We start from the raw sequence: 22,954 nt of genomic DNA on the forward strand, positions 1-22,954 counted from the left end.
TTGTTCTAGTTGAATTCCTGTCCGAGCGGCTCAAGCCTTATGCCCGCCCGCAAGCGCTTCCACGGCAATTGCGCCGGGCTGAGCGGCATCGCACCGGGGGCAATGCAGACAAGAAGCTTTTCCGCGATTGGTGCGAAGTCGGCTCGAAAATGGACGGAGCTTTTATTAACGAGGATGGCTTCCTGTTCTGGTTGAATCCCAACCATGCGATAAAGTTCACGATCTGCCATTTGGGCAAGATTGGTCGTAACAACGATACGCGTCCCGCCGAGTCGAAGGCAGGCAGATGGACCCATATCCAACCATGTGCCACCATAATAGGGACCTGTTGCATGGACCTTGCCGTCAGAGAGTTTCTCGACGGTGAACCGGGCTTTGAACGGCTCGTCGTTATCGATCCCTGATTTGCCGCCAAGCGAAATCTCGATCTCAGCCTCCTCGCCTGCTTGATGCGCAAGCCTTGCGGCTTCAGCGTCGTGGATACACCCAATGGCTGCACGTTCGGCGCCGCTGGCAACAAGTGCACGAAGCATCCCGGTCGTATCCGAACTGCCACCCGCTCCGGGATTGTCTTGAGTATCCGCAATGACGACCGGGCGAACGGCGCTCCGAGCCAGCTCAATCGCCTTTTCAATCCCCTCCTTTGGCTGATAGGCTGTGCCGACAAAAGAGGATTCAGCCGCCGAAAGAGCCGTCATGATATTATCGGCGCACGCATCTACCGCCTGCTTGTCCCAACCATAGGCGAAGACCGAAGGCCCGCATTCGGCAAAGTCAGCAGCGGGGAAGCCCATGAAGAGCGAGGCCGTCAGCACATTCTCTGGCAGATCGACCGTCATGCCATATAGGCCTTTTGCGGGTTCTTCCTGCGTGCACTGCCATGCAATCGGGATCAGATAGTCGCCCTGTCGCATCGCCTTCTGCCAGCCATCAGGCCTGTCCATCAATGCCTGCAAAGCCTGTGCCGACCGATAACCGGTTTCGGCCATATCGACGTGCGGGTAAGTACGAAAACCGACCATGACATCCGAAAGGTCGAACATACGCCGCGTAATATTTCCATGCAGGTCTAATGCGACGGCAATCGGTTCCGATGGGCGGATGGAACGAACCCGTTCAAGAAGCTCGCCTTCGCCGTCATCCACGTGCTCAGCAACCATTGCGCCATGCAGATCGATAAAAATGCCATCCAGAGGCCCGCAATTGCGCAGCCCTTCGACAATCTCGGAAACGATTGTTTCATAGGCGTCTTTGGTCACCGGCGCGGAGGGGATTGCCCCTGCCCACAGGATGGGCACGATTTCCCAGCCGGCCTGTTGCGCAAAGTTCAATGCCCCGACAATACCGAGGTTAACATTCTGCGCATTCTCGAAAATCGCGTTTCCACGGGAGATGGGGATGTATCCGCCACCCTGAACAAATGCTGCCATGGTTGCCGGCGCCGCAGCAAACGTATTTGTTTCATGCAAAAAGCCAGCGACAGCCACGCGTTTTGACACGAGCATACTCCCATTTTTGATTTGCCCCCTCGGGTTGATATGTGTATCTCTCAGCGATACATCTATATTGTTTTTTATGATAGGAACCAATTTTGATGCTTGTCAATCCTCCAATGTCGATTAGAGATTTTTCATGACCACATTTCGAGATCTTCGCGGCATATCCAGTTTCGACCCTGATGAAGGAGAAGCTTACAAGGACGATCCGTTGTTTATGCGTTCGGTCGCAAGAACGGTCGCTGTCATGTCAGCATTTCAGAGCGCGCGTCATCCGTTATCGCTCAGTCAGGTTGCGACAGCTGCTGGTGTGGATCGCAGCGCTGCGCAACGGATCGTTCACTCACTCTTGAAGCTGGGTATGCTCACCCGCGATCCTGAGGATCGCGGCTACCTGCCCGGTCTGCGTGTGCTCGACATGACGCACGATTTGTTGCGACTTAACCCAATGCTCCAGCGCGCAAATCCCGTCATGTTGGAGCTACGCCGCCGTGTCCGTGAGCGTGTCGATCTTTCGCTCTTTGACGATGTGCGCGTCGTCTATGCTTTGCGCATGCCCTCAAAGCATGAAATCTTCAGCGCGACCATTGTTGGACATGCGGTTCCGACTTACTGCACGGCGGGCGGCATTGCCATCCTATCGCTCCTCCCTGACGAGAAGGTCGCCGACATTGTGAAACGCTCGGATTTGACACCTTTTACCAGTCACACCATCCGCACTCTTGATGAAGTTATGGTGCATGTCCACGCCACGCGTGAGCGGGGGCATTCCGTATTATGCAGGCAGTTGTTAAATCATGAAGTGGCAATCGGCGCTCCGATACGAGATTCGAGCGGTGCTCCTATTGGCGCAATCCACGTCGCGGGAAGTCTGCAAGAGTGGACGGCCGAAAGCTTCAGTGACAGCTTCGGTCCGCTGGTGCAAAACGCGGCGCAAACAGTTTCGGAAAAAGCTCCCATCGGGATCCGAAAAGGGATTCAAGAATAGGTCAATGCCCAATAGTCGGCGGCTCTGCTGCGTCTGCTGGCTAAAGCAACCACTTCCAAAACCGTCCATCAAACAGGATCATCATGAGGAAAACAGCCGGGTTGGTACTTTTCGACGGGTTCCTCAGCAAACGCAATAGTCGGGGCCTGACCACGTTTGCCCGGAGCGATGAGCGAAGGGCATAAGTTCTAAACGGAGTGGCCGCAGGCATATCTTTTACGGATTTGCCGAAATGAGTTCTTTCATGACTTTGCCGAACTTGTGTTCGATCTGATCGCGAAGCCGGTGGCGGCCGTGATCAACCTGCTTGATGCCCGTTACCCAAGTCGAATCTACTTTGGCACCATTGGCAAAAATCCATGAGTCCAACGCAACGTCACCGGAAAACAGATCCGGCGTCTGGAGCTGGATGCTGATGAAATCCGCGGGTTTGCCAATGGCAAGGCCTGTCTCGACGCCGAGGGCAGTTCCGCCGCCGCTGACAGCGTGGTCGAACAGCGCCCTGCCTGTCGATCCGCCCGCTGGTGCGAGCACGTTGCGCGAGCGATGCGCCAGACGCTGCGAATATTCTAGCTGACGCAGCTCGTCGCCAATTCCTATCAGAACATTTGAGTCCGAACCGATGCCGAAGCCACCACCCGCTTGCGTGAATAATTGTGCTGAAAATGTTCCATCGCCCAGATTGGCTTCCGTGATTGGGCAGAGACCGGCAATTGCACCGCTGCGGGCCATGGCTTGGGTCTCGTCATCTGTCATATGTGTCGCGTGTATAAGACACCAGCTTTTGTCCAGATCAGCATTTTGGAGCAGCCATTCGACGGGACGGGCACCGGACCAGGCGATGCAATCTTCCACTTCCTTGACCTGTTCGGCGACATGGATATGTTTCGGATTTTTTCCAGCGATGGCCGTCACGGCTTCCAGTTCATCCGGCGTCACTGCTCGCAGACTATGGGGCGCTACGCCGACTTTCGCATCGGGCAAGTCCTTGACTGCCTGCTGGCATCCGGCATGAAGCTTTTCATAAGCGTCCAGTGTGTTGATGAACCGGCGCTGTCCCTCTGAGGGGGCAGCGCCGCCGAACGTGGAATGCGCGTAGAAAACAGGCAGTAGGGTAAGTCCTATCCCCGTCACGTTTGCAGCGGCTGCAATCCGCTCACCCATCTCGGCAATATTTGCATATTGCCGCCCGTCAATATCGTGGTGGAGGTAATGGAACTCGCCGACACGTGTAAAACCCGCCTCCAGCATTTCCATATAAAGCTGCGCTGCGATTGCTTCCATCTGCTCGGGCGTCATTGTCAGAGCAAAGCGATACATGACATTGCGCCAGCTCCAAAAACTATCGGCACCAGGACCGCGGCTTTCTGCAAGTCCTGCCATGCCGCGCTGAAATGCGTGGCTGTGAAGATTTGGCATGCCGGGGAGAATGATCGAATGGCGCTCATCGTCGGGAAGCGGAGCGCTGTCCGGCTGCATAGCGGTAATGCCAGTGCTGTCAAAACTTATGCGGACGTTCTGTTGCCAGCCGGAAGTCGTCAATGCTGCCTGTGCAAATATATGCGTCAATGGTGAATCCTCCCGAAGCGACAGAAAAACCGTTTGCGTTGATCTCAATTATGTCTATACATATTAGCAGGAGATGAAAAGGCGTAAAGCTCATGGGCGGAAATATAATTTCAGACGAAAGTGAAGCTCGGCATGCAGATGTGGAAGTGTGGCGCAATATGCGCCTGCTTACCTGCCAGCGCGATGCAACCGCTATCATTGATCAAGCGGCGATCCTCGTAAAGAATGGGCGTGTTGTTTTTGCGGGCGCGGAAAAAGACCTTCCGGTGGAAGCGCAAGCGGCCACATCCCATGACCTTGAAGGCAGATTGGTGACGCCATCTCTGATCGATTGTCACACGCATCTTGTCTATGGCGGCAACCGCGCGCGGGAATTCGAAATGCGGCTCGAAGGGGCAAGCTACGAAGACGTTGCCCGCGCTGGCGGTGGAATTGTTTCATCCGTCAAGGCAACCAATGCGTTGAGCGAAGATGAACTGATCGCGCAAAGCCTGCCGCGCCTGGATACGCTGCTGGCAGAGGGCATTTCAACCATCGAAATCAAATCGGGCTATGGGCTGAATATTGAAGCCGAGCTGAAAATGCTGCGCGTTGCGCGGCGATTGGCGACCATGCGGCCGGTGCGGATTTATACCAGTTATCTTGCTGCCCATGCGGTGCCGTTTGAATATCGTGGCCGCGCCGATGATTATATTTCTGAGGTCGTGCTACCCGGGTTGGAAGCTGCTCATGCGGAAAAGCTGGTCGATGCGGTCGACGGATTTTGCGAGGGCATTGCTTTTTCTCCAGCGCAGATCACCCGTGTGTTCGACAAGGCAAAGTCTCTCGGCCTTCCCGTCAAGCTTCATGCAGAACAACTCTCCAATCTCGGCGGTGCCAAGCTTGCGGCATCTTACGGCGCGCTTTCCGCCGACCATCTCGAATATCTTGATGAAGAGGGTGCGAAAGCCATGGCAGCGGCTGGAACAGTTGCTGTTTTGCTGCCGGGCGCTTTTTATACTCTACGCGAAGAACAGGCTCCGCCCGTCCAGTTGCTCCGAGAGGCAGGCGTTCACATTGCCGTGGCAACCGATTGCAATCCGGGTACCTCACCGCTCACTTCGCTGCTTTTGACGATGAACATGGCTTGCACGCTTTTCCGCCTGACAGTTGACGAGGCGCTTTCGGGTGCAACGCGCGAGGCGGCGCGTGCGCTTGGCATATTGAATGACACAGGCACGATCGAAGCGGGTAAATCAGCCGACTTCGTGGTCTGGAATGCGACGAGCCCGGCTGAGCTTGTCTACCGTATAGGGTTCAACCCTCTCCACATGCGCATTTTCCGCGGACAAAGGATTACTCGATGACCATTATACTTCATCCGGGCAGTGTTTCGCTCAGCACGCTTGAGACGATTTACTGGCAAGGAGCGCCCGTCAGGCTAGACCCGTCATACCATGCGGGGATTGAAGCCGCCGCACGGCGTATTGCTGAAATTGCCGCTGGCAATGCTCCTGTTTATGGGATCAATACGGGCTTCGGAAAGCTGGCTTCGATCAAGATCGATGCTGCCGATGTTGGAACGCTGCAACGCAATCTCATTCTTTCGCACTGCTGCGGTGTCGGCAATGCTTTGCCGGAAAATATCGTCCGCCTGATCATGGCCCTGAAGCTGATATCGTTGGGCCGTGGCGCTTCCGGGGTGCGTTTCGAGCTGATCACGCTCATTGAGGCAATGCTGGAAAAGGGCGTTATTCCGGTCATTCCGGAAAAGGGTTCAGTTGGCGCTTCCGGTGACCTTGCTCCTTTGGCACATATGGCTGCGGCGATGATCGGCGAAGGCGATGTTGTCTTTGATGGTGCACAAATGCCTGCCGGAGATGGTCTTGCCAAGGCTGGTCTGAGGCCCGTCGTGCTTGCGGCCAAGGAAGGGCTTGCGCTTATCAACGGCACACAAGTTTCCACTGCACTGGCATTGGCTGGGCTGTTTCGCGCCCATCGCGCTGGCCAGTCGGCATTGGTCACAGGTGCATTGTCGACAGATGCGGCGATGGGCTCATCGGCTCCTTTCCATGCGGACATACATTCGCTTCGGGGCCATCGCGGCCAGATTGATACCGGCGCGGCATTGCGCCGTCTGCTTGAAAACTCTCCTATTCGCGAGAGCCATATTGAGGGCGATGAGCGGGTACAGGATCCTTATTGCATCCGCTGTCAACCACAGGTTGACGGGGCATGTCTTGATCTGCTCCGAATGGCGGCGCGCACCCTGGAAATCGAAGCCAATGCGGTGACAGACAATCCGCTGGTCTTGAGCGATGGCTCGGTGGTTTCGGGCGGTAATTTTCATGCTGAACCCGTGGCTTTTGCTGCCGATCAGATCGCGCTCGCCATCTGCGAAATTGGATCGATAGCCCAGCGCCGCATCGCCTTGCTGGTCGATCCGACCTTGAGCTATGGCTTGCCGGCATTCCTGGCTCGCAAGCCGGGACTAAATTCAGGGCTCATGATTGCTGAAGTAACGTCAGCCGCCTTGATGTCTGAGAACAAGCAGATGTCGCATCCGGCCTCTGTCGACTCGACACCCACATCGGCCAATCAGGAAGACCATGTTTCGATGGCCTGTCATGGTGCGCGCCGTCTCTTGCAGATGACAGATAATCTTTTCTCGATCATTGGTATTGAAGCTTTGACTGCGGCACAGGGAATTGACCTGCGTGCACCGCTGCAGACCAGCCCGGAACTCACGCGCGCTCATGGCGTTATTCGAGCAGCGGTGCCTACATTGGAGGAGGATCGCTATATGGCTCCTGATCTGAAGGCTGTTTCAGAGGTGGTTGCTTCCGGCAAGCTGAACGCTGCCATCTCACCCGACATCCTGCCGCTGCTCGATACAAGCTTGTGAGGATCGGTCAATGAGCGCTGTTGAAGTAAAACAAGGTACATCTCCAATTATTCTCGGTTTTCCGCATACGGGTACGGAAGTTCCGGTCGATATCCATGCGCGTCTCAACGAGAATGGCCAGATGCTGGCGGATACGGATTGGCACATTGATCAACTCTATGATGGCCTGCTGCCAAACGTAACTACGGTGCGTGCAACATTCCATCGATATGTCATCGATGCCAATCGCGACCCCGATGGAAACAGTCTTTATCCCGGCCAGAATACAACGACACTGGTTCCGGAAACAGACTTTGACGGCAAGCCGATCTGGTGCGACAAACAGCAACCCACGCCCGCCGATATCAAGCTGAGGCTGGAGGCTTTTCATCGTCCCTATCACGATGCTTTGTCAGCGGAAATCAAACGGGTTCATGACATGCATGGACTGTGTATCCTCTACGATTGCCATTCCATACGCTCGCACATCCCCTTTCTGTTTCAGGGCAAATTGCCGGATTTCAACATTGGTACAAATGAGGGCAAAAGCTGCTCGCCGGAAATTGCTTCGGCAGTGGGGCGTATTGCTTTTGCCGCTTCCGGATATGACGCGGTCATCAATGGACGTTTCAAGGGCGGCTGGACAACCCGGCACTATGGCCAGCCGGAGAAAAACATCCACGCCATACAGATGGAGCTGACGCAATCTTCCCATCTAACGACTGAGGCCCCTCCTTTCGACTATGATGAAGCCAAGGCGGAAAAACTGCGCAAGCACCTCAAAGATATTCTCGAAATTCTTGAACAGACTGCAATCAAACTGGGAAGCAGATATGAACAATCCAAGGCATAATATCCGCGAAATCCGCAGCCCTCGCGGCAATGAACTCAATGCAAAATCGTGGATGACCGAAGCGCCCTTGCGCATGTTGATGAACAATCTCGATCCCGATGTTGCAGAGAATCCGAATGAGCTGGTTGTCTATGGCGGCATAGGCCGCGCCGCCCGCACATGGGATGATTTTGACAAGATTGTCGCCACGCTGAAAACGCTGAACGAAGATGAGACATTGCTGGTGCAATCCGGCAAGCCTGTCGGCGTGTTCAAGACCCATTCAAATGCACCGCGCGTTCTGATTGCAAACTCCAATCTTGTGCCGCATTGGGCGACCTGGGATCATTTCAACGAACTGGATAAGAAGGGTTTGGCCATGTATGGCCAGATGACTGCCGGTTCATGGATTTATATCGGTACACAAGGTATCGTTCAGGGCACCTATGAAACCTTCGTCGAAGCCGGTCGTCAGCATTATGGCGGTAGCCTCAAGGGCAAATGGATATTGACCGGCGGCCTTGGCGGCATGGGCGGCGCGCAGCCACTGGCTGCTGTGATGGCAGGCGCCTGCTGTCTCGCTGTCGAGTGCAATCCGGACTCAATCGATTTCCGTCTACGCACCCGCTATGTCGATGCGAAAGCTGAAACGCTGGATGAAGCGCTCGAAATGATTGACCGCTGGACCAAGGCGGGTGAAGCAAAATCGGTTGGCCTTCTTGGCAATGCTGCGGAAATATTGCCGGAGCTGGTTCGTCGCGGCGTCCGCCCGGATATTGTGACTGACCAGACTTCGGCGCATGATCCGATCAATGGCTATCTTCCTAAAGGCTGGACCATGGCGGAATGGCGCGCCAAACGCGAAAGCGATCCGAAAGCTGTCGAGAAAGCCGCCCGCGCCTCAATGCGTGAGCATGTCGAAGCGATGATTGCTTTCTGGGAACAGGGTATTCCTACGCTCGATTACGGCAATAATATTCGTCAGGTCGCCAAGGATGAAGGTTTGGAAAATGCTTTCGCATTCCCCGGCTTCGTGCCTGCCTATATCCGCCCGCTTTTCTGCCGTGGTGTCGGCCCGTTCCGTTGGGCTGCGCTTTCCGGTGATCCGGAAGATATTTACAAGACCGATGCCAAGGTCAAGGAACTGACGCCCGGCAATACGCATCTGCACAATTGGCTCGACATGGCGCGTGACCGCATTGCTTTCCAAGGTCTGCCAGCACGCATCTGCTGGGTGGGTTTGGGCGATCGCGACCGACTGGGTCTCGCGTTCAACGAAATGGTTCGCACCGGTGAATTGAAAGCGCCAATTGTTATCGGTCGTGATCATCTTGATTCCGGTTCCGTTGCTTCTCCCAATCGGGAAACGGAAGCGATGAAAGATGGCTCGGATGCCGTATCGGACTGGCCTCTGTTGAACGCGCTTCTGAACACTGCATCGGGTGCAACATGGGTGTCGCTGCATCATGGCGGCGGTGTGGGCATGGGCTTCTCGCAACATTCCGGCATGGTGATCTGCTGTGATGGCACGGACGACGCTGCGGAGCGCATCAAGCGGGTTCTGTGGAATGATCCGGCGACCGGTGTTATGCGTCACGCGGATGCGGGCTATGAGATAGCGCTGGATTGCGCCAAAGAAAAAGGTCTCAACCTGCCGGGCATATTAGGCTGATGCATATATTGCGCGCCAGTGATCACAAACAGATGCCCTGGAAAAACGGCGGCGGTGTCACGACGGAGATTGCCGTAGCCCCCGCCGGGGCAGGTGTTGGTGAGTTTCATTGGCGCGTCAGCATGGCGACAGTTGCCTCCGATGGACCATTCTCCTCCTTCGAGAATATTGATCGCATCCTTACGGTTTTGGACGGAGAAGGTATGAATCTCGATGTGGCGGGAATGGAGCCCATTCGCCTGACAACTGCCTCCGAGCCCTTTGCCTTTCCCGGCGATGCTGAAACATCTGCAACACTGGTCTCCGGCACCATCACTGATCTCAATGTCATGACCCGCCGAGGTCAATGGCATGCGACGGTGGAGCGACTGACAGTCAAAGAACCCTGCATTGTAAGAACTGGTTCCGGCAGCAGCATCATTTTTTGCGTCGAGGGAACGCTCGAACTGGCGGATCGATCGGTCCTCACGAAACATGATGCGTTGTTTGTCGGCGAAGCAGATGGTATGGCCACGATTGCTGTTGGGGGCTCTGCGGTTATCTTGATTATTCGCCTTGCGCCCAGTTCGTTGACGAGGCCAATTTGAACAAAGCCACCCTCCCCTCACCTGTTGACCCTGACCAATCCAAAGGCCAGCTGTCTGCACGTATCCGCAGCGATATTGAGCGGCGCATACTTTCAGGGGAATGGGCGCCGGGATATCGCATTCCGATAGAGCGTGAACTGATGGATACTTACGGTTGCGCACGCATGACTGTAAACAAGGCGCTTGTGGCGCTTGCCGCTTCAGGACTGATCGAGCGCCGTCGTCGTGCGGGCAGTTTTGTTTCACAGCCACTTGTCCAATCTGCCGTCATCGAGATTTCAGACGTGAAGGCTGAGGTTGAGGCTATAGGTCAAGTCTATCGGCTGGAGGTTGTCTCGCGTCGTCAAAGGACCAGCACGGCAGCAGATATGAAGCGTCTTGATGTGCAGACCCCTCGCCCGGTTCTGGCAGTGCTGTGCCGGCATTTGGCGGGCCGCCGCGTGCATGCCTTTGAAGATCGTCTTATTGATCTGGTAAGCGTACCCAATGCCAGCGACATTGCTTTTGAAAATGTCCCGCCCGGCACCTGGCTGCGCGAGCATGTGCCGTGGTCTGAAGCGGAGAACCGCATAAACGCATTGAATGCCGATGCTGTCTTGTCCGCCCATTTGGGAATCAAGGAAGGCGCTGCTTGCTTGCAGGTCGAACGTTCGACCTGGCGCGGGACGCAGCCGATCACTGCCGTGCGCATGTATTATCCCGGCGACAGCTATCGCCTCGTCGCGCATTTCAGCCCGAAGGGTAATTAATCAGTCTTGAGCGTGCCGGTTCTCGCACCTTTTTAGCGGGACAAAAAATTTCGCTTGTCATCCCGCTGTTATAAACAGACAGTACAAAGAAAAAATTGCGCAGCTGTGCAATAGGGGATGAAAATGAACGGGCAGGCTTTCCTTAAAGTGGCTGGAATGAGTGTTGGCTATGGGCCGACGACTGTTCTGGACAATCTTGATCTGGACATTGCCAAGGGGGAGTTTGTTGCTCTCCTTGGCTCTTCGGGCTGTGGCAAAACAACTTTGCTGCGCACGATTGCCGGTTTCGCAAAGCCGTTTTCCGGGCGGATCGAAGTTGCCGGTCGCAACGTAACGGAACTGCCGCCCGACAAGCGCGGCATGGCACTCGTGTTCCAGTCCTATGCGCTGTGGCCTCACATGACTGTTGCGCAGAATATTGGCTACGGCCTGAAGCTCCAAAAGCACTCGCGCGAAACCATCAATAGCCGCGTTGCCGAGATGCAGGAACTGCTCGGGCTCTCTGGCCTCGGTAACCGCAAGCCCGGCCAGCTTTCGGGTGGACAGCGTCAGCGCGTCGCCCTTGGCAGAGCTTTGGCAATTGACCCGGAAATTCTCCTGCTTGACGAGCCTCTCTCCAATCTCGATGCGCGCATTCGCCTGACTGTTCGCCATGAAATTCGCGTCTTGCAAAAGCGCCTTGGCATCACGGCTGTTCATGTCACCCATGACCGGGAAGAAGCGATGGTCATGGCCGACCGCATCGTCATTATGAATGCGGGGCGGATCGAACAACAGGGACCACCAGAGGAAGTTTATAACAAACCGGCCTCGCCTTTCGTTGCCGCTTTCATGGGTGCCGAGAATCTTCTGCCGATGCAGGCTCGCGTGCAAGGCGATCTGATTGAGCTAGCTGAAGGCGAGTATAACCAGACCTCGGTTACATCACGCTCCGGCCGACCATTGGCCACCGGTCCTGTGGAGTTGCGGTTTCGCGCGGAAGCTGCGCGACTTGCGCGTGTTCAAGACGTTGCGATGCAGGGCACCGGTCATCTCGAATTGCGGGGGCAAATTGCAAGTGTAAGTTATCCCGGTGGCCATTGGCGTCATGCTGTGCGCCTTGGAGACCGCGAAATACTCGTCGATGCCGACGCGCCATACAATCAGGGTGAAACGGTGAAAGTGCAAATACCGGCGGACTCGCTCTTTATCTTCAATACCTCAACAAATACGGCGAAAATAACATAAAAGCGAAGCGAAACTGCGCTTAGCTTCTGCTGTGCCTTATACCACTAAAATTAACAATCTTGCTCAGGGAGTTACATATGAAAACGCTTCTACAGGCTTCTCTCATTCTGGGACTTGTCACAGGCCCAGCTGCCGCTGCTGATCTGACTGTTTTGACCGCAGGCGATCAGAACATGGTCGACTATATAAATGACTATCTTGGGCCCCTCTTTGAAAAGGAAAACCCTGGAACGACAGTCAGGGTCGTGGGCACGGGTCCGGGCGATGCCGGGTCGCAGAAAATCGTGGAACGTTTCGACGCGCAATCAAAAGCCAACGTCGAAAAGTGGGACGCAGATGTTGCAGTTGTCCACGAAAAATTCGCTGGTCCAATGGTAAAGAACGGCTATCTGGAATCCTATCGCTCGAAGATCGCATCGGGCGAGATGGTGACAAGTGAAAAAGCCAAGATGGCGCTTGGCTCGAATGTCGATGGCTATGTCATGCCCATGTTCTCAAGCCAGACGGCAATCGCCTATAATCCTGCGCTCATACCGACACCGCCAAAGAGCTATGAAGAGCTGGTGAGCTGGGCAAAGGAAAACCCCAAACAGTTCGGCTATAACGGAATCAAGGGTGGCGCTTCCGGCGTCAGCTTCGTCATGGGCTGGATCTATGCGTTTGGCGATGGCGATGCGGCCAAATTGATGAATGGTCCGTTCGATGAAGCCGAAACCAAGAAATGGGACAAGGCATTTGCCGGCCTGAAGGATTTCACGACGAACGCGACCCTTACGCCGGGCAATGCCGGCACTTTGGACATGCTGAGCCGGGGTGAAATAGCCATGGGCCCGGTATGGGTGGATATGTTCTATTCCTGGCAGGCTGATGGCAAACTGCCGCCGGAAATGAAGCTCTTCCTGCCTGCACCCGGCATGCCGGGCCAGCCAATGCATTATGTCATTCCGGCAAAAAGCCCGAACACTGAACTGGCCGAAAAGTTCGTTGCGCTGGCAACCAGCCCGAAAGTTCAGGCTGAAGGCATTGTCAAGCGCTTCAACTGGTATCCAGGCATTGATGCCAAGTTTGTACAGCCGGAGCTGGACAAGGCCAGCTGGGACAAGCTCTTTGTCGATATCTCACCGGAGGATCTTGCAACCAAAGCCAAGCCTTTCCCGATCGCCCCCTATAATTCGGCGATTTTGGAAGCCTATGAGAAGAACGTAGCAAACTAATTTTTGAAGCAGGGGCTTTCGCTTGCGAAGGCCCCTCCCCTTTCCTGTGCAGGTAATATCCATGCGGAAAAACCTCCTCGCCATACTTCTCGTCCTGCCAGCGCTGGTGATGATAGTGCTGTTCTTCATCGTGCCGCTGATTGCATCCATTCTGGGTGCATTCGAAGTGGGCGATGCCTGGGGACTGGGTAATTTCCGCAAATCTTTCGAGCTTTACTCCAGCGATATGATTTTCACGGTGGTCATCGTCACCGTTTCAACGGCTTTAATCGGCCTGTTTTCAATAGCAATCGGCGGATATCTGACGCTTGGGGAAAACCCGCGCGCTGTCGCGATTTTGCGCTGGCTTTATCGCTGGCCCATGTTCATTCCATTCATTGTAGTTGGGCAAATATTGCGGACCTTTCTCGCCAAGAATGGCCTGATGAACAATATCCTAGTCAGCCTCGGCATCCTGACCCCGTTACAAACGGTTGGTTTCCTCGATTGGCGCGGGATTGTCATTGCCTTTGTTTGGAAACAGACACCTTTCGTTACGTTACTTGTGGCTGGCGCCATGGCTTCATTGGATCGAAGCACCATCGAGGCAGCGCGCAATCTTGGTGCGTCGCGCCTTCGCATATTGATTGAAATCGTTCTTCCACAGATTGCCGGAACGCTTCTGGTGGGTCTGATCCTTTCCTTCGTCACCATGATGTCGGTCCTATCGGTGCCCTTGATGATCAATGCGCAATCACCAACCATGCTAACCGCCGATATTGCTTTCCGAATCAATGCCCATGGTGACTATGGGGTAGCTAACGCGCTGGGTATGATATCGTTGATCCTGACCACAGGCGTCGCTCTGATATATCTGAGGCAGACGATGAAGGAGCGTTCATGATGATGCGCTTTGATTTCTGGTGGCTGCCGCGTGCTGTTATTTTGGGCCTTCTGGCCTTCATCATTTTTGGCCCTCTGACCAATCTACTGCTTTGGACCGTTGCCGAGAAATGGTACTTCCCTCACATGCTGCCGCTGGAATACGGTTTCAGCTTTTGGGAGCGCGTATTCTCGCCGCGCGGCAATGCTATGGGTTCTCTGGCGACAAGCATAGTCGTGGCTTCCCTTACAGTCGTCGCGTCGCTGGCCTTGGCCATTCCGGCTGGCTATGCCCTGTCGCGCCTGAAACTGCCCTTCCGCGGGCTCATCCTGCTTGCGTTTCTTATTCCTCAGGCATTCCCCAACCTTCCGGTCTATGTAAATATTGCGCGGTTTTTCTATCAGATCGGGCTGAACGGCACTATTTCCGGTGTGGTGATGGTCCATGTAACCCATGGGCTCGTCTATGCGGTCTGGATTGCGACGGCTGCATTCTCAGCGGTTCAGATTGACCTTGAAGAAGCGGCACGATCCATCGGCGCTGGACCATTCCGGGCCTTTCGCGACATCACCCTCCCCCTCGCCGCGCCGGGGCTTTTAGCAAGCGCAATCTTTGTATTTCTTGAATCCCTGGATGAGTTTACCGGCAGCTATTTTGTTGGCGCGCCTGATGTTAATACCCTCCCGCTTTTGCTTTATACTGCGAGCTCGGGTGGAAATTATCAGATTGCCTCCATAACAGCCTTGCTGTTGCTCATACCATCGATAGGTTTCATGCTGGTGGTAGAGCGATTCTTGCGCGCCGACGTGCTTTCGAAAGTTGGACATTGAAAATGACATCCAAGAAGAAAACCTTCGACAAGGAAAGCAACCAATATGTAAGTGCCTTGCAAGTGGCCAAGCGTGCTGGTGTTTCACGTTCTGCCGTATCGCGCGCGTTCACACCGGGAGCCAGTGTTTCTGCCAAGAAGCGCGAAAAGATTCTGGAAGCTGCGGAAGCTCTTGGCTATCAGGTCAATGATTTGGCGCGCGGCCTTTTGGCCCGTAAAAGCCGGCTCGTGGGCCTTGTCGTAACCAATCCTGAATTGGGTTACCGTTCCCATCTCGTTGCTGCACTGACCAAGGCCTTGATCCATCGCGGCAGCGTTCCTATCGTCATCAATACCGGCCGCACGGAGGAAGAACTGACGGCGGCGCAAAAGACCCTGTTCGGGTATCGCGCCGAGGCGACCATCATACTATCAGGATCCCCGCCCTCTTCTTTCGTTGAACTGGCCAGCCGCAATGGCCAGCCGCTTATCGTACTCGGGCGATCGGAAACGGGTGCCGACGATGTTAATATCGATAATGAAGGTGCCGGACGCGCAGCGGCTCGTTTCTTTCTGGATAACGGCCTTAAGAACTTGGCTTTCGCGGCCACGGTGGTGCGCACGCCCACGACAATCGAAAGAGAGTTCGGGTTTCGGGACGAGGCGGAAAAGAACGGCGCTACTGTTTTGTCCGGAGAAGGCACCAATTCAGACTATCAAGGCGGGCAGGCCGCAGCACGAAAGCTTTTTGGTGGAAGTACGCGGCCTGACGCCGTGTTCTGCGTGAATGACCTCGTGGCATTCGGATTGATTGATTACATCCGCCACAACACGACGCTTTCCATTCCGGAAGACGTCTCGGTTATCGGCTTTGACGACATTCCTGAAGCCTCCTGGGATGCATATAACCTTACGACATTCCGGCAGGATGCCGCCATCATGGCGCAGCATGCTGTTTCACTGCTGGAGAAACGTGAAGCAGACCCTGCTCGCCCGCCTGCGCATGAGCGGCTGGCCACAAGTCTTATCCTGCGGGGCAGCACGCGCCTGCCCGTCAACCGCTCGTAAAACCCGGGACAGCAACAGCGATGAAGATCATTCAAGTGACCGACCTGCACCTCGTCCAGCCGGGTGAACTCCTTTGCGGGTTGGACCCGCTTGATCGGCTTCAAAGATGTATTGAAAATATCAACAAACATCACGCCGATGCAGATATGGTAATTTTCACCGGAGACCTAAGCGATACGGGCGATGAAGAAACCTATCAGCTGCTTGCAACAGAGCTGAACAAACTCGTTATTCCTTATCACCTGATGTTGGGCAATCACGATAATCGCGACGTATTCTTGAGAGTTTTCCCGTCTATCGTCCCAGAAGATGGCTTTGTTCATAGGGTGGTCGATACTGATGAGGGCCGGTTTATTCTGCTTGATACTCTGGAGACGGGAAGGGTGGAAGGCCGGCTGGATGGCACACGCCTCGCTTGGTTGAAACAACAGTTGCAAGATGCGAGCGGCAGATCGGTCTATGTGTTCACCCATCATCCGCCTTTTCCCATTCATATGCCTCATCTGGACCCGATAGGCCTTATTGAAGCTGGCGAACTTTTTGAGCTTTTGAAAGAACACGGGAATGTTCGGCATGTTTTCGCCGGACACGCGCATCGACCTGTTGCCGGAAGCTGGCGCGGCATACCAGTGAGTGTATTGCGTGGCACCAACCATCAATCGGCGCTTGGCTTCGCGCCTGACAAGCTTGCCGTGACGCATGAGCCACCGGTGTATGGCGTGATCTTTATTGATCGCGAGACAGTTATTGTCCACTCACACGATTTTCTCGATACGTCAGCGGCCTATTATTGATTTGTTTCCGCAGGGATGTTCGGCTGTGCTTTACCTTGCCGTATCTCGTGCGAAGGCGTTTGAGCATGAAACCTGCTGTACAATTTCGAAAAGCGCGTGGGGTTGGAAAACTGCAGCTGCGCCGCAACCTGTCTAACGGACAGAGCTTCACCATTCAGGATCATTTCGCGGGCGAGAGCGATGCGCTTTTGTAATAAGACCTGCGTTGGGGTCGCGGCATAGGTTTTGCGAAAAAGCCGCTGCAATGCCCGCACATTAATCCCGGCTGCTTCTGCTATGTTTGATGCTGCGACTGGGTTGGAAATATTTGCCTGCATGAAGGATTCAGCGAGGGTGAGGGGATCTGCGAGGGCCACTTGCTGGTCGGGGGCGTCAGTGTCGAAGCTTTCGGCGTGTGAGGATTCTTTTAAAGCCATGAATGAAACTCATATAATACTGATAAAAACAATTATGGGTTGTGGTGCAAAAAAATTGAAATCGAGAATAGCATTACGTAATTATCGCAACTGCCGTAGGATTGAAATTAAACCTTTGGCTAAGGGAACCTTGCGCGTGTTGACAGCTGACAACGAGGTTAAACTGCAAACAGAGTTGACAGCTGTCAACCGATAGCACCTGTCATCCATTCACTTTTTATAAACCACATTTCCTTACTATTTAAGAAATTGCACTTTTTGTAAGCGAGTACGGTAGTGTCCCAGCGTCCCAAGGCAGTTTCTTCCCACTTGTCTACTCCAGCCATTTCACGGCGGCACCTGCTGCTTGGAGTTGGTTCGATGGCGGCGCTCAGTGCTTCGGGTTGCACACAAACATCGTTTGGTCTGCCGGAGCTGGATGTCGACCCTATCTCCACCAGTGGAGTGCGCCCGCAGATCAGCATCGATAAATCGGTTACCGTTCCCGATGTCATGTATGCCGCGGTGCAGGAGGGGCCTTATCACCTTCCTGCCGTGCCCTATCAAAAAGTGCCGGCGCAATTTCGCAGGCAAGTTGTTCTCGACCCAACCGGCGAGCAACCGGGTACTATTGTCGTGCATCTGCAGCAGCGTTTTCTCTATCTCGTCCAGCCCGGCGGTGATGCAATCCGTTATGGCGTGGGCATTGGCAAGGCCGGTTTCCTTTGGAATGGCCGCGCCAATATCCAGTATAAGAAAGAATGGCCGCGCTGGACGCCGCCTCGCGAGATGATCCAGCGCAAGCCGGAGCTGGTGAAATACCAAAACGGACAAGAGCCGGGACCAGACAATCCTCTGGGAGCACGCGCTCTATATATTTTCAAAGATGGGGTGGATACTGGCTACCGTATTCACGGCTCACCGGAATGGTGGTCGATTGGGCAATCCATGTCGTCGGGTTGCGTCCGCCTTATCAATCAGGATATAATAGATTTGTATAACCGCGTACCTGGCAAGGCGACCGTCGTCGTCGTTTAAAGCATTAAAGGGCTCGGAGCGAAGAGAAGTTAAAACCCTACTATCTTCTGTTTATCCAATCATTTACCATAAATACAATGGTTTATGATTCTGCCGACTTATCCATCAATGACCTGTTTCGCCCGGTTGTCGCCGCCGAGGATGCTCTGGCGCGTCTTGACGAGCGGATTGCGCGCAAGAGCGACCTGAATGAGTCTTCTCGTCGTTACGGAGATGGATTGACGCGCGAGAACGAAGGCTGGATCGCGCGCTCGCATTTCATGGAAGCCTGCAATGCATTGTGGCTCGCTGGTGAACTTGTGCATGTGGAGGATCTCGTTCTCCATGATGCCCGAATGGATATAAGGGCGCCGACTCACGAACTGACGCGGGCACATAATATCTTGCGCGTGCGGCGGCAGATTGCTTCAAACCCACCGGCATGGGCTTTGAGCGCCAAGGGTCTTGCAAGCCTGAGAGGACGTTGGTTCACCGATCCCGTAACGCCGGAGGTAATTTCTGAGCCGGTCAGCAATTCGGAATTCCTGAACGAAAGCAAGACAGATGCCGAGAGCGCATTTGAAGACGAACTTGCACGTTTCGATGCGTTGCTGGACCGGACGAGCCATAGATTGCTGACGCCAGCCAATGCTCCCGCGCCTGTGAGAGGTGAGGGGAGGCTGGAGAGCAAATCTGTTTCGTCAGAGGTAAGTTCGGATGGTGATCCTTTGGTCTACGATCCCGATTGGGACGAAGATGAACGTATTGGTCGATGGTTGGTTGTGCACGACATGACCCGCGATTTGCCGCCGCTTTTGGCAGCGGCGCTGTTATGGGATGCATGGGAAGATATTGAGCCACTTCAGCATCAGCACTGGCTTGGGCCTATGCTGGTTTCTGCGATGTTGCGGGAACGGGGGAAAACACGATCGCATTTGGCCGCGTTTAATTCAGGCCTCCGCAACGTGCCGCGCGACCGCCGCCGGGCACGAGACCGGGCAACCCGCCTCGCAGCATTTCTCGGAGCGGTTGAGGCGGCCAGCATCGCAAACCTCAAGGAAATAGAGCGATTGGGGCTCGCCAGAATACAGATGGAACGGAAACTAAAGGACCGGCGGTCAACATCCAGCCTGCCTGGAATGATCGATCTCGCGCTATCCCGCCCCATGATTTCCGCAGGTCTGGTGGCCAAGGAATTGAAGGTTTCGCAGCGCGGCGCCCTCAATCTAATCGGGGAACTCGGCCTGCGGGAAATGACGGGCCGGGGACGCTACCGGGCCTGGGGTATTATCTGAATACTACTCAGTACAACTAAATTACACGCTGAGTTTGCAAATTTTCAGCAAAATTTGATGATTCTTCGGCAATTTCTCCCGAATTTCCCCACATCTGTGCAGGCTTGGCTGTTTTTTCAAATGAGAAGGCAATCCTTTGTCGAGAGGATTGATTTTCGCCAAATAATACTTGATTATTAAAGTCATAAATATTAAGCCGCCATGCGACTGCGCTCTGCGCATGAGATACGTCCGGCAATCCGGACGAGCCGCAGGACAAAATAAGGATACCGATAAGATGCGAGCAATGGCCACGATGCTTCTATCATCAGGTTCAATATTGTATGGTCTGAGAACAAGTGCTCTTGGTCTGGCAATCGTCTTTGGTGGTCTCGTTCCGTCCATTTCGACAGCGCAGGAAAATCCGGCACCGGCAGCGCAGCCTGCACAGCAGGTGCAACCTGCTGCACCTCAGCCCTCCACGCCAGCTGCCGAGCCAGCGCCCTCAATGCAGATAACTCCGCCGGCTAGCACTGCCGCACCAGCCGTAGAGCCAACCGCTCCGGCAGCCGATGCCAAGGCAACTTTGCCGCATAATCTTTCGCCATGGGGCATGTTCATGGCTGCTGACTGGGTGGTCAAGGGCGTCATGATCGGTCTGGCTTTCGCCTCGCTGGTGACATGGACAGTGTGGCTGGCCAAAACGCTTGAACTGGCCGGTGCCAGAATGCGTGCCTATCGCGCCCTCAATGCCATTGGCAGTGCGCGCACACTTCAAGATGCCGAGCGGGCGCTTGAGGGGAGGGGAGGGCCGGGCGCTCTGCTGGTCAATGCCGCACGCGAGGAAGTGCGTCTTTCTCAAGAAGCGCAGGCGCACACAAGTGCGGATGGTTTGAAGGAACGCGTTGCATCGCGTCTTTCGCGCATCGAAGCCCAGGCCGGCCGCCGCATGAGCCGCGGCACCGGCGTGCTCGCGACCATCGGTTCCACCGCACCCTTTGTCGGCCTGTTCGGTACGGTCTGGGGTATCATGAATTCCTTCATCGGCATTTCGCAATCCCAGACGACCAACCTTGCCATCGTTGCACCGGGCATCGCCGAGGCGCTGCTGGCAACGGCCATTGGGCTGGTTGCGGCTATTCCCGCCGTTGTCATCTATAATGTCTTCGCCCGCTCAATCACCGGCTACCGCCAGCTCCTTGCGGATGCTTCGGCAGGGGTCGAGCGTCTGGTCAGCCGCGACGTTGACTATGCCTGCGTGCCTTCCGCTGCCACAGCGGCAAGGCAGCTTCGTCACGCAGCTGCCGAGTAGGAGCACAAAAATGGCTGGCGGTATCAGGCACAATGTTTCCGACGATGAATTGCAGGAAAACCATGAAATCAACGTGACACCCTTTATCGATGTCATGCTGGTCCTGCTCATCATCTTCATGGTTGCCGCACCACTGGCAACGGTCGATATCAATGTCGATCTTCCCGCCTCGACGGCAACACCCGTACCGCGCCCGGATCAGCCGCTTTATCTTACGCTCAAAGAAGACAAGACAATCTCAATCGGCAATAATTCGGTGACAGCTGACACGCTTGGCAGCTTCGTTGATCAACAAACCGAGGGCGACAAGGAAACCCGCGTTTTTCTGCGAGCAGACAAGTCGGTTGACTATGGTTCGCTCATGGACCTGATGAACAATCTGCGTTCCAACGGCTACCTCAAGATCGCGCTGGTCGGTCTCGAAAGCGTACCGCTCGCTGCACCAGGCGGAAACGCGCAGTAATGACAAGCAGGCCGAGCACCCTCATGGGCGGATTGTTGCACCCCAACTGGTCTGAAGTCGGACGCTGGACGATAGCCGGTATTGTTGTGGTTGCCGTCCATGCTGGTGCCGCCTTGGCGGTTCACACCTATCAGCCGGAAGAGGAAGACGGTGATATCGCCGCGCCGATCATGATCGACATGGAGCCGATGCCGGCACCGGTTGTTGCTCAGCCGGTAAGGGAAGAGCCCGCAATCGAACCGGAACCGGTAGACCCGGAGGTCGCCGAACAGGAAGCGGCAACGCCGGAAGTTGAGCCGGAGCCGCAGGTAGAGCCTGTCGAAGAAGTGGCTGAGGCGGAACCGGTACCCGAAGAGGTCGAGCCACTCGAAGAGCAGACCGAAGAACTGGTTGAACTGCCAGAGGTTGAAGTGCCACTGCCGGTCGTACGTCCCGCGCAGGAAAAGCCAAAAAAGCCTGTTGAAAAGAAGATTGTCCGCAAGGTTGAAAAGCCTGTCACCGCCAAGGTGATAAATGATAAGCCGGTTGAAGAAAAACGCCAGGTAGCGTCGTCAAGTGCGTCGTCGGCTCGCTTAGCGCAAACATGGGGAAAGCGAATTAACAGCTATCTTGCAAGGTTTGCACGAGGAGCAAGACGGGGCAGTCCAGGAAAAGGTGTTGTGGGTATCCGGGTTTCCATCAGCGTCGGTGGCGATATTACATCGTCCACCATAGTTGCAAGTTCGGGGTCAGCAGAAGTTGATCAGTACGCTCTCCAGATGATACGTCGTGCATCACCTGTTCCCTCTGCACCAGATGACTATACTGGTAGTGGCTTTACGCAGGTAGTTCCCATTCGAATGGAATGACGCTTTTCAACTGGCTGATGTGCACATTCGCCAGTACCTCATATTGCAAGAAATATTCAAGGAAGTGGTCAATGACCGAAATCGCCGGACAGAACCAGATGCACTCAGCCTCGCAGGCGGTGGATGAGGCTTTGCTGGAACTTGGCGATGTGAGCTTTGCCATCGAATCGCGAACATTGCTGCAGCCACTCTCGCTGAAATTGCAGTCGCGCCGCGTGACCGGTCTTATCGGTCATAATGGATCTGGAAAATCCACACTGGTAAAGATCCTCGCCCGGCAGCAGCCACCAAGCTCGGGCACCGTATTGTTTGAAGGCAAGGCCATTGAAGAATGGGGCGCTCGTCCCTTTGCCCGCAAGGTCGCCTATCTTCCGCAATATACGCCGCAAGCCGATGGCATGCTGGTTAAGGAATTGGTGGCGCTGGGTCGATATCCCTGGCATGGCGCACTTGGCCGCTTTAGCAAGCAGGATCGTGAAAAGGTCGAAGAAGCGATTGAACTGACCGATATTGGCGGCTTTGCTGATCGTCTGGTCGATACGCTTTCGGGCGGCGAACGCCAGCGCGTCTGGTTGGCTATGCTGGTGGCACAGGATGCAGAATGGCTGCTGCTCGACGAGCCGATCTCAGCATTGGACGTGGCACATCAGGTTGAAATCCTGTCGCTGGTGCATCGCCTGTCGCGCCAGAAAGGGCTTGGCGTCGTGGTCGTCCTGCATGATGTGAACATGGCCGCCCGCTATTGCGATGAAATCATTGCGCTGCACTCCGGCAAGCTGATCGCTCGCGGTACGCCTGATGAAATCATGACATCGGAAAGCCTTGGTGCAATTTATGGCATTGAGATGGACGTCATCCGCCATCCATCGTCAGGTCTGCCAGTCAGCTTTGTAAGATAAAGGGCCGTCAAGACGGC

General features: G+C 54.9%; 23 protein-coding genes. 19 read left to right on the forward strand and 4 right to left on the reverse strand.

The annotated features are described in order from the left end of the window. Window positions 1-5 precede the first annotated feature (5 nt). Window positions 6-1,505, reverse strand: a complete 1,500-nt coding sequence (locus AC6CHM_RS18920) for a M81 family metallopeptidase (protein WP_354345107.1) — start codon at window positions 1,503-1,505, stop codon at window positions 6-8. A 127-nt stretch (window positions 1,506-1,632) separates the two neighbouring features. On the opposite strand from AC6CHM_RS18920, the gene AC6CHM_RS18925 reads away from it, so the two are divergent. Further along, complete coding sequence (locus AC6CHM_RS18925; protein WP_336441968.1) at window positions 1,633-2,484, forward strand: IclR family transcriptional regulator; 852 nt, start codon at window positions 1,633-1,635, stop codon at window positions 2,482-2,484. Between the two features lie 216 nt (window positions 2,485-2,700). Here the strand turns inward: AC6CHM_RS18925 and AC6CHM_RS18930 are convergent, their stop codons facing one another. Then, a complete protein-coding gene (locus AC6CHM_RS18930; RefSeq protein WP_498174065.1) occupies window positions 2,701-4,053 on the reverse strand; it encodes a formimidoylglutamate deiminase in 1,353 nt (450 codons plus the stop codon). A gap of 92 nt (window positions 4,054-4,145) precedes the next feature. Between AC6CHM_RS18930 and hutI the strand changes: the two genes are divergently transcribed. From hutI to AC6CHM_RS18990, 12 genes are all read left to right on the forward strand, one after another. Then, on the forward strand, window positions 4,146-5,399 hold the full coding sequence (gene hutI / locus AC6CHM_RS18935; protein WP_498174067.1) for an imidazolonepropionase: 1,254 nt from the start codon (window positions 4,146-4,148) through the stop codon (window positions 5,397-5,399). Beyond that, a complete protein-coding gene (gene hutH / locus AC6CHM_RS18940) occupies window positions 5,396-6,937 on the forward strand; it encodes a histidine ammonia-lyase (protein ID WP_115053734.1) in 1,542 nt (513 codons plus the stop codon). Before hutI ends, hutH begins: the two co-directional genes overlap by 4 nt. Before the next feature lie 10 nt (window positions 6,938-6,947). Further along, on the forward strand, window positions 6,948-7,769 hold the full coding sequence (gene hutG, locus AC6CHM_RS18945) for an N-formylglutamate deformylase (RefSeq protein ID WP_498174069.1): 822 nt from the start codon (window positions 6,948-6,950) through the stop codon (window positions 7,767-7,769). Beyond that, window positions 7,750-9,420: a urocanate hydratase gene (hutU, locus tag AC6CHM_RS18950; RefSeq protein WP_115053736.1), complete on the forward strand. Its 1,671-nt coding sequence runs from the start codon at window positions 7,750-7,752 to the stop codon at window positions 9,418-9,420. The genes hutG and hutU overlap by 20 nt, the downstream gene beginning before the upstream one ends. Next, window positions 9,420-10,007: a HutD/Ves family protein gene (locus AC6CHM_RS18955; protein WP_307275876.1), complete on the forward strand. Its 588-nt coding sequence runs from the start codon at window positions 9,420-9,422 to the stop codon at window positions 10,005-10,007. Before hutU ends, AC6CHM_RS18955 begins: the two co-directional genes overlap by 1 nt. After that, window positions 10,004-10,756 carry a histidine utilization transcriptional repressor HutC gene (gene hutC, locus AC6CHM_RS18960; RefSeq protein ID WP_115053738.1) on the forward strand — a complete coding sequence of 251 codons (753 nt, stop codon included), beginning with the start codon at window positions 10,004-10,006 and terminating at the stop codon, window positions 10,754-10,756. Before AC6CHM_RS18955 ends, hutC begins: the two co-directional genes overlap by 4 nt. A 123-nt stretch (window positions 10,757-10,879) precedes the next feature. Then, window positions 10,880-11,983, forward strand: a complete 1,104-nt coding sequence (locus AC6CHM_RS18965; RefSeq protein WP_498174072.1) for an ABC transporter ATP-binding protein — start codon at window positions 10,880-10,882, stop codon at window positions 11,981-11,983. Between the two features lie 77 nt (window positions 11,984-12,060). After that, window positions 12,061-13,197: an ABC transporter substrate-binding protein gene (locus AC6CHM_RS18970; RefSeq protein WP_115053739.1), complete on the forward strand. Its 1,137-nt coding sequence runs from the start codon at window positions 12,061-12,063 to the stop codon at window positions 13,195-13,197. Between the two features lie 61 nt (window positions 13,198-13,258). Continuing rightward, the gene (locus AC6CHM_RS18975; protein ID WP_115053740.1) at window positions 13,259-14,080 is read left to right on the forward strand and encodes an ABC transporter permease subunit; all 822 of its coding nucleotides are present in this window, start codon (window positions 13,259-13,261) and stop codon (window positions 14,078-14,080) included. Then, complete coding sequence (locus AC6CHM_RS18980; RefSeq protein WP_337354826.1) at window positions 14,077-14,889, forward strand: ABC transporter permease; 813 nt, start codon at window positions 14,077-14,079, stop codon at window positions 14,887-14,889. The genes AC6CHM_RS18975 and AC6CHM_RS18980 overlap by 4 nt, the downstream gene beginning before the upstream one ends. A gap of 2 nt (window positions 14,890-14,891) precedes the next feature. Beyond that, the gene (locus AC6CHM_RS18985; RefSeq protein WP_337354827.1) at window positions 14,892-15,935 is read left to right on the forward strand and encodes a LacI family DNA-binding transcriptional regulator; all 1,044 of its coding nucleotides are present in this window, start codon (window positions 14,892-14,894) and stop codon (window positions 15,933-15,935) included. 20 nt (window positions 15,936-15,955) lie between these two features. Then, window positions 15,956-16,729: a phosphodiesterase gene (locus AC6CHM_RS18990; protein WP_498174075.1), complete on the forward strand. Its 774-nt coding sequence runs from the start codon at window positions 15,956-15,958 to the stop codon at window positions 16,727-16,729. Here the strand turns inward: AC6CHM_RS18990 and AC6CHM_RS18995 are convergent. Then, window positions 16,723-17,145 (reverse strand): helix-turn-helix domain-containing protein, encoded by a 423-nt coding sequence (locus AC6CHM_RS18995; protein WP_498174077.1) that lies wholly within the window; start codon window positions 17,143-17,145, stop codon window positions 16,723-16,725. The genes AC6CHM_RS18990 and AC6CHM_RS18995 overlap by 7 nt on opposite strands. A 360-nt stretch (window positions 17,146-17,505) precedes the next feature. Between AC6CHM_RS18995 and AC6CHM_RS19000 the strand changes: the two genes are divergently transcribed. Both AC6CHM_RS19000 and AC6CHM_RS19005 read left to right on the forward strand, forming a co-directional pair. Beyond that, window positions 17,506-18,162, forward strand: a complete 657-nt coding sequence (locus AC6CHM_RS19000; RefSeq protein ID WP_162802544.1) for a L,D-transpeptidase — start codon at window positions 17,506-17,508, stop codon at window positions 18,160-18,162. A 77-nt stretch (window positions 18,163-18,239) separates the two neighbouring features. Next, complete coding sequence (locus AC6CHM_RS19005) at window positions 18,240-19,436, forward strand: RHE_PE00001 family protein (RefSeq protein ID WP_498174079.1); 1,197 nt, start codon at window positions 18,240-18,242, stop codon at window positions 19,434-19,436. 16 nt (window positions 19,437-19,452) lie between these two features. Here the strand turns inward: AC6CHM_RS19005 and AC6CHM_RS19010 are convergent, their stop codons facing one another. Then, window positions 19,453-19,674, reverse strand: coding sequence for a hypothetical protein (locus tag AC6CHM_RS19010; protein ID WP_498174081.1), 222 nt, complete (start codon window positions 19,672-19,674; stop codon window positions 19,453-19,455). A 39-nt stretch (window positions 19,675-19,713) separates the two neighbouring features. Here AC6CHM_RS19010 and exbB point away from each other — a divergent pair, with 39 nt between their 5' ends. From exbB to AC6CHM_RS19030, 4 genes are all read left to right on the forward strand, one after another. Then, entirely contained in the window at window positions 19,714-20,727 is a 1,014-nt protein-coding gene (exbB, locus tag AC6CHM_RS19015) for a tonB-system energizer ExbB (protein WP_498174083.1), read from the forward strand. Window positions 20,728-20,737: 10 nt separating this feature from the next. Then, window positions 20,738-21,190 (forward strand): TonB system transport protein ExbD, encoded by a 453-nt coding sequence (exbD, locus tag AC6CHM_RS19020; RefSeq protein WP_498174085.1) that lies wholly within the window; start codon window positions 20,738-20,740, stop codon window positions 21,188-21,190. After that, entirely contained in the window at window positions 21,190-22,038 is an 849-nt protein-coding gene (locus tag AC6CHM_RS19025) for an energy transducer TonB family protein (protein WP_498174087.1), read from the forward strand. Before exbD ends, AC6CHM_RS19025 begins: the two co-directional genes overlap by 1 nt. Before the next feature lie 98 nt (window positions 22,039-22,136). After that, complete coding sequence (locus AC6CHM_RS19030) at window positions 22,137-22,937, forward strand: ATP-binding cassette domain-containing protein (protein ID WP_435530203.1); 801 nt, start codon at window positions 22,137-22,139, stop codon at window positions 22,935-22,937. Window positions 22,938-22,954 lie beyond the last annotated feature (17 nt).

It is taken from the genome of Phyllobacterium sp. GQ127 (assembly GCF_059758635.1).